General features: G+C 70.1%; 6 protein-coding genes. All 6 read left to right on the forward strand.

Translation table 11 applies throughout. The annotated features are described in order from the left end of the window. A partial coding sequence (locus tag ACWELQ_RS32455) for a tetratricopeptide repeat protein (protein WP_452400849.1) occupies positions 1 to 2,233 on the forward strand: 2,233 nt, incomplete at its 5' end. Then, positions 2,230 to 3,339 (forward strand): PP2C family serine/threonine-protein phosphatase, encoded by a 1,110-nt coding sequence (locus ACWELQ_RS32460; RefSeq protein WP_452400850.1) that lies wholly within the window; start codon positions 2,230 to 2,232, stop codon positions 3,337 to 3,339. The genes ACWELQ_RS32455 and ACWELQ_RS32460, both read left to right, overlap by 4 nt. Beyond that, positions 3,336 to 4,625, forward strand: coding sequence for a vWA domain-containing protein (locus tag ACWELQ_RS32465; protein WP_452400851.1), 1,290 nt, complete (start codon positions 3,336 to 3,338; stop codon positions 4,623 to 4,625). Before ACWELQ_RS32460 ends, ACWELQ_RS32465 begins: the two co-directional genes overlap by 4 nt. Continuing rightward, positions 4,625 to 5,389 (forward strand): FHA domain-containing protein, encoded by a 765-nt coding sequence (locus ACWELQ_RS32470; RefSeq protein WP_452400852.1) that lies wholly within the window; start codon positions 4,625 to 4,627, stop codon positions 5,387 to 5,389. The genes ACWELQ_RS32465 and ACWELQ_RS32470 overlap by 1 nt, the downstream gene beginning before the upstream one ends. Positions 5,390 to 5,458: 69 nt before the next feature. After that, entirely contained in the window at positions 5,459 to 6,451 is a 993-nt protein-coding gene (locus tag ACWELQ_RS32475) for a phosphatidylinositol-specific phospholipase C (protein WP_452400853.1), read from the forward strand. 55 nt (positions 6,452 to 6,506) lie between these two features. Beyond that, positions 6,507 to 7,112 carry a hypothetical protein gene (locus ACWELQ_RS32480; RefSeq protein WP_452400854.1) on the forward strand — a complete coding sequence of 202 codons (606 nt, stop codon included), beginning with the start codon at positions 6,507 to 6,509 and terminating at the stop codon, positions 7,110 to 7,112. Positions 7,113 to 7,192: the final 80 nt, after the last annotated feature.

Below are 7,192 nucleotides of genomic sequence, written 5' to 3' on the forward strand. Positions count from 1 at the left end.
CCGCGAGAGCGGCCACGGCAGCCGTGGCGGAGCCACCGTGCGCAGCGGGGCCACCCGCAGCGGCCGTTCGGTGCGCACCGGGCGTTCCGGCTCCACCGGCGGCAGCCGCGGGCGGTTGGGCGCGGGCATGGTCAAGGTGCCGTCGGTGCCGCGCAAGGATCCGGCCGAGGCCGTGCTCACGAACGCGGAAGTGCCGGAAAGCCACCGTGATTGCGGGAAGTGCGGGCGTCCGGTCGGCCGCAGCCGCGACGGCAAGCCCGGTCGCGCCGAGGGCTTCTGCCCGCACTGCGGCACCAAGTTCTCCTTCACCCCCAAGCTGGCCCGCACCGATGTGGTCGGCGGCCAGTACGAGGTATTGGGCCCGCTCGCGCACGGCGGCCTGGGCTGGATCTACCTCGCGGTGGACCACAAGGTCGACGATCGGCCGGTGGTGCTCAAGGGCCTGCTCAATACCGGTGACGTGGACGCCATGCGGGCCGCGGTGGCCGAGAAGCGCTTCCTCGCGCAGGTCGATCACCCGAATATCGTGCGGATCTACAACTTCGCCGAGGACACCGGGCCCGACGGGAAGCCGGTCGGCTACATCGTCATGGAGTACGTGGGCGGCAAATCGCTCAAACAGCTGCTGCGCGAACAGCGCACGGCCGATCAGCGGTACCTGCCGCCCGCGCGCGCCATCGCCTACATCCTCGAGATGCTGCCCGCGCTGGAGTACCTGCACGAACGCGGGCTGGCCTACTGCGATTTCAAGCCCGACAACGTGATGCAGACCGAGGAGCAGCTCAAGCTCATCGACCTGGGCGCGGTCATCAGCCTGCACGATCAGAACGAAACCATCTACGGCACACCGGGATACCAGGCCAAGGAGATCGCCGAGACCGGCCCGACCGTGGCGTCGGAGGTGTACACGGTGGGCCGCACGCTCGCGGCGCTGATCATGCGGATCCCGCCGGTGAACAACGAACTCGGGCCGCTGCCCGGCCCCGACACCGAACCGCTCATGGCCAAACACGAATCGCTCTACCGGTTCCTGGTGCGCGCCACCGACGCCGACCCGGACGCGCGCTTCACCTCCATGACCGAGATGAGCGATCAGCTCACCGGCATCCTGCGCGAGGTGCTCGCCGACGAGGACGGGCGGCCGCGCCCGGGCCTGTCCACCCGATTCGGCCCGCCGCGTGGGGTTTTCGGCGTCGGCGACCGGGTGCCGGACGATCCGCAGGCCATCATCGCCGCGTTGCCGGTCCCGCTGGTCGATCCCAGTGACAGCGGTGCGGCCCTGCTCGCCTCCACCGGCGCGGGCACACCCGCCGACCTGGAGCGAGAGCTCACCGCGGGCTTGGCCTCGGTGGTCACCGGACAGGGCGAGTCGGTGGAGATCCCCCTCCGATTGATCCGTGCCGCACTGGAATTCGGCGACCCCGACGACGCGCTGCGCCGCCTCGACGAGGTCGGCGAGGCCCTCGCGGGCGACTGGCGACTGACCTGGTTCGCGGGCCAGGCCCGCCTGCTACAGCGCGACTGGGCCTCCGCCGCAGCCGAATTCGACGCCCTCTACAGCGCGCTCCCCGGCGAGGCCGCCCCCAAACTGGCCCTCGCCGTCACCGCCGAACTCATGGCGGCCGACGCCGAGGCGCTGGCCACCGAACAGGCCCTGTCGGTCCCCGACGGCAGGCACGCCGTCGCACCGGTCCCGATCGCCGGGGCCGACCCAGCCCCCGCGCGTGAGCGCGCCACCCGCTACTACGACATGGTGTGGGGCACCGACCGCACCTTCACCAGCGCGGCCTTCGGGGCGGCGCGGGTGCGGCGCGCGGTCGGGGATCGCGGGGGCGCGGTCACCGTGCTCGATCAGGTGGACACCGCGTCGGCGGTGCATCACGAGGCCGGGGTGACCGCGGTGGAAACGCTGTTGGCGGTGACGGATCCGAGTCAGCTCACCGAACAATTGGTTCGCGATGCGGGCAAGCGGATCGATAGCCTGACCCTGGACTCGAAACGCCGTGCCGCCCAGGCCCGTATGGGGGTGCTGGACGCGGCGTTGCGATGGCTGGGGCTGGGCAGGGTGCCCGCCGACCACTCCCCGCTGCTGGGGGTGGCGCTCGATCAGCAGGGGGTACGCACCGGTTTGGAACGCTGTTATCGCGATCTGGCGCACGAGACCGACGACATGTGGGAGCGCATCGCCCTCGTGGAGCAGGCCAACGCGGTGCGCCCGAGGACCGTGCTGTGACGGCCCGCTGCCCGCAGTGCGGCACCTTCGCCGCCGACACCGACCGCTTCTGCGAGGCGTGCGGCGCGAAGCTCGGCATGCGGCTGATCGCCCTGCCGCCCACGGAATTCCGGCCCGGTTCCGGATCCACCGTGCCGGTCGCGGCGGCCGCCCGCAACGCGCGCATGGACCCCGTCACCGGCACCACCGCCACCTTCGAATCCAGCCCCGCACCGGACTGCACCGGCTGCGGCGCAACCGAATTCGACCCCGACGGCTACTGCGCCAGCTGCGGCGAACTCGGCCCCGAACGCGATCGCTTCGAAGCGGATCTCGGGGCCGCCTACCTGATCACCGATCGCGGTCTGCTGCACGCCCGCAACGAGGACTCGGTCGCCGCGGCCATCCTCGACGGCACGGTTCCCGAGCGGCCGGCCGCGGCCGTGATCGCGGTCTGCGACGGCGTCTCCACCTCCGAGGATCCGCAGGCGGCCTCCGGGGCGGCCGCCCGGGCCGGGCTCGACGCCTGCCTGGCCGCGCTGGCCGCCGACCGGTCCCCGCACGACTGCGTGATGGCCGGGCTCACCGCCGCCGCGGAGGCGGTCAAGGCGGTCGGGACGCCGGACGGCAAATCCCCGTCCTGCACCTACGTGTCGGCTCTCGTCCAGTTCGAGGACGACGGCGGCGCGGCCATCACCGTCGCGAATGTCGGTGACAGCCGGGCCTATTGGCTGCGCACCGGCGACGGCTCCGACCGGCTCACCGTCGACGACACCCTGGCCCAGGCCATGGTCGACAACGGCCTGCTCGACCTCGAGACCGCCATGGACGGCCCGCACGCCCACGTGCTCACCCGCTGGCTGGGCGCCGACAGCGAAGGGCAGTGGTCGCCCAACTGTGTGCGGTCGCTGCACGCCGACGCGCCCGGGGTGCTGCTGCTGTGCACCGACGGGTTGTGGAACTACCTGCCCGAGGCGGCGGCGCTGTCGCGGTTCACCAGCACGCTGCCCGCGCTGCCCGCGGCCCGCGCCCTGGTCGAGCACGCGCTGGGGGCGGGTGGCAAGGACAACATCACCGTCGCCCTCGTACCTGTTCCGTCCCGTACACCCTCAGGAGACACACTGTGACTTCCGCTGAGCACAAAGGCCTTTCGGTCGCCGTAGACCAGAACGAGTACCTCGCCGACGGGGCCCGCACGGTCGACGCCATCGTCACCGTCGAGGCCACCGACGAACTGGCGGTGGCCGCGCCGCCGCAGGATCGGGTCGAGATCCTCATCATCGACACCTCCGGATCCATGGGCGGCTCCGACAAATTCGGCGGCGCGCGCCGCGCCACCCTCGCCGCGCTGGACGTGATGCCCGACGGCACCCGCTTCGCCATCGTCGAGGGCACCGACAAGGCCCAGGTGGTGTATCCGCGCCAGGGGGCCTCCGCGATCGCGAGCCGCGTCGAGCGCACCAATGCCCGCCACGCGCTGGATCGGCTGTCCCCACACGGCGGCACCGCCATCGGCACCTGGCTGGGGCTGTCGCGGCTGATCGCGCAGCAGCATCCCGGCGCGATGGTGCACGCCATCCTGCTCACCGACGGCAAGAACGAGCACGAGAAGCCCGAGCGGCTGGCCGAGGAGATCCGCCTCTCGGAAGGCGTGTTCACCTGTGACTGCCGCGGCGTCGGGGCGGACTGGGAGCCGAACGAGTTGCGCGCCATCGCCTCCGCGCTGCACGGCACCGTCGACATAATGAAGTCCGCCGACGGGCTGGCCCAGGATTTCGCGGCCATGATGGCGTCGTCGATGGAGAAGACGATTCCCGAACTCACGCTGCGCATGTGGACGCCGGTGGGCGCCAAGATCGTGTTCGTCAAGCAGGTCGCGCCGTTCATCGAGGATCTCACCGCGCGGCGCACCGAGATCGGGCCGCAGATCGGCGAATACGCGCTGGGCTCCTGGGGCGCCGAGGATCGCGACTACCACGTGCAGCTCGAGGTGGAGCCCGCCGCGCCGGATCGGGAGAAGCTGGCCGCGCGGGTGAGCGTGCTCGCCGACGGCGAGATCCTGGGCCAGGGGCTGGTGAAGGCCACTTGGACCACCGACACCGACAAGTCCGCGCGAATCAGCCGCCGGGTCGCGCACTACACCGGGCAGGCCGAGCTGGCGCAGACCGTGCAGGAGGGGCTGACCGCCCGCAAGCAGGGCGACTTGGCCACCGCCACCGCCAAATTGCAGCGCGCCTACCACCTGGCGACCGAGTCCGGCAATGAGAACACCGCCAAGCTGCTGCTCAGCGTGGTCGACGTGGTGGACGAGCGGACCGGCACGGTGCGGCTGCGCAACAAGGTCGATCCCGTCGACGAGATGGCCCTCGACGTGCGGTCGTCCAAGACCGCCCGCGTCCGCAAGGAGCCGTGATGGCACAGTGCCCCGACGGACACGAGTCCCTCGCCACCGACTACTGCGACGTCTGCGGGATGCCGATCGTCGGCGGATCCGCCTCCCCCGCAGCACGATTCGGTGCCGCCACCCCGGCGGCCGCACTGTGCCCGGCTTGCGGCGCGCCCTCGGAGGGACGGTTCTGCGAGAACTGCGGGCACGATTCGGCGCTGCCGACACCGCCGCCCGCGCCGCCGGTACAGCCCGACGCGCCCTCGGCACAGCCGGATTCGTTCCCGGCACAGCCGGATTCGGCCTCGGCGTGGGCTGCCACGGAGGGGGCCACCCGCAACATCAACGATCCGGCCGCGACGGTGCTGAACAACGGCTCCGGGACGGTGTGGGTCGCCACCGTGACCGCCGATCCCGCGCACTACGCGCGGATGCAGGCGCAGAAGGGGCCGGATCTGGAGCGGGTGGAGTTTCCCGACTACTACCCGGATCGGCGAATTCCGTTGCAGGGGCCCAATGTGCTGATCGGCAAGCGCAGCGCCTCGCAGGGTCTGCACCCGGAGATCGATCTGTCGGTGGCTCCGGCGGATATCGCGGTGTCGCGCTCGCACGCCATCCTGCACATCGACGGGGACGGGGTGACGGTCACCGATCTGGGGTCCACCAACGGCACCTGCCTCAATGACAGCCCGGAGCCGATTCCGCCGAAAACGGCTGTGCCCGTGTATCCCGGGGATCGGATCCATGTGGGCGGGTGGACGACGATCACGCTGTCCACCGACGTGGGCTGAGCGCTTCGGGAAGCGGAATCGGGCAAAACGGCGATCTTGGTCTCTCGTCCAGGTTAGGCTCCCCGCTCTATGAGCTTGACCCGGCGAGACTTCGCCCGCACCACCCTGGCCGCCGCCGTCGGCACTGCCGCCACGGCCCTGACTTTGCCTGCCGCCCAGGCGTTTCCGCTCGCACGGACGGTCGCCGCGCCCCAGTCCTGGATGTCGGCGCTGCCCGACACCACCTCGCTGCTGCGGCTGACCATCCCCGGCACCCACGACTCGTGCTGCACCAGCGCGGCCAACGGCACCGAATGGGTGCACACCCAGAACTGGTCGCTGCCGGATCAGTTCGCGCACGGCATCCGCTTTCTCGACATGCGCTGCAACGGTTTACAGGATCACACCGCCGACTCCTTCGGCATCTACCATGCGCAGTTCTATCAGGGCATCACCTTCGATACCGTGCTCGACCAGTGCCGCGCGTTCCTGACCCGCAATCCCGGCGAGGTCCTCGTCATGCGGGTCAAGAAGGAGGACGGCACCAACAACGATGTCGGCGCGAACTTCGAGAAGATATTCGACGGCTACCTCGACACCAAGGGCTACCGCTCACTCTTCTTCCTGGACAACCGCATCCCCACCCTCGGCGAGGCCCGCGGCCGCATCGTCCTGATCGCCCAGTTCGCCAACTCCCTGGGCTGCCTGCAATGGCCCGGCGGCGACAACGGCGTCTTCACCAGCGACCACTTCTACCTCCAGGACCGCTACAAGGACAGCGGCCTGGCCGGCCTCACCTCCGGCACCTCCAACTTCGGTTCCTCCGGCGGCGACAAATTCTCCTACGTCAGCGCCTGTTTCGACCGCGCCGCCGCCGACCCCGCCAACACCCTCCAATACATCAACTTCACCAGCTTCGCCGACAGCGCCTGGCCCAAGGACAACGCCGCCGCCATCATGCCGAAAGTCTCCGCCTACCTCACCGCCCACCGCACCCAACCCGCCCACTACGGCATAGTCCCCATGGACTTCCCCGACCAATACCCCGACGTCCTCGATCTCCTGTTGGAGCGGAACACCTGACCCACCACCGGATATTGCTGGGCGCGTGACGATCTCAGCCACCTAAGATCATCTCGTGTTCGTTCCAGCTCCACCGCAGGCCCCGCTGCGGATTCACCCGGCCGGTCGGTGGATCGTGGTGGGCCTCCTGCTGCCGTTCGTGGGCGTCGTGGCCGCACTGCTGTTCGGCTACCTCAGCTACGAGGCCATGCGGGATCAGGTGATCGGGTTCCAGCGGGTGACGGCACCCGGATCGAGCGAGGTCCGGCTGGCCGCCGGACACGATTACACCCTGTACTTCGAGGACACCGACCCGTCCTCCGACGAACCGCGTCCCACCGTCACCGTCACGCTCACCGATCCGTCCGGCCAGCCCGTGCACTTGAATCCCGATCGGCATGTGCCCTACCAGATTGCGGGCTACCAGGGCAACGGCGAGTACCGCTTCCACACCGGCCACGGCGGCACCTACCGCCTGACGGGTGAAGGCGCGCCCGGCGTGACCCTGGCGGTGGGGGCGGAGCTCACGCCGTCGATCATGCGCACCGTCCTGATCCCGGTAGCCGTCTTCATGATCGGCATGTTCAGCGGCTTCATCCTCACCGTGGTCACCATCATCCGCCGCGAACGCTACCGCCGCCGCCACACCGCTGCCCCGGTCGCGGGTGGCTGGGCGGGTTGATCAGGCGCGGATGGCGGGGGCGAGGGTTTGTTCGCACCAGTCGCGGAAGGTGGTGGGGGTTGTGGTGGCGGGGGTTCGGG

The sequence above is a fragment of the Nocardia sp. NPDC004722 genome (genome assembly GCF_053601505.1).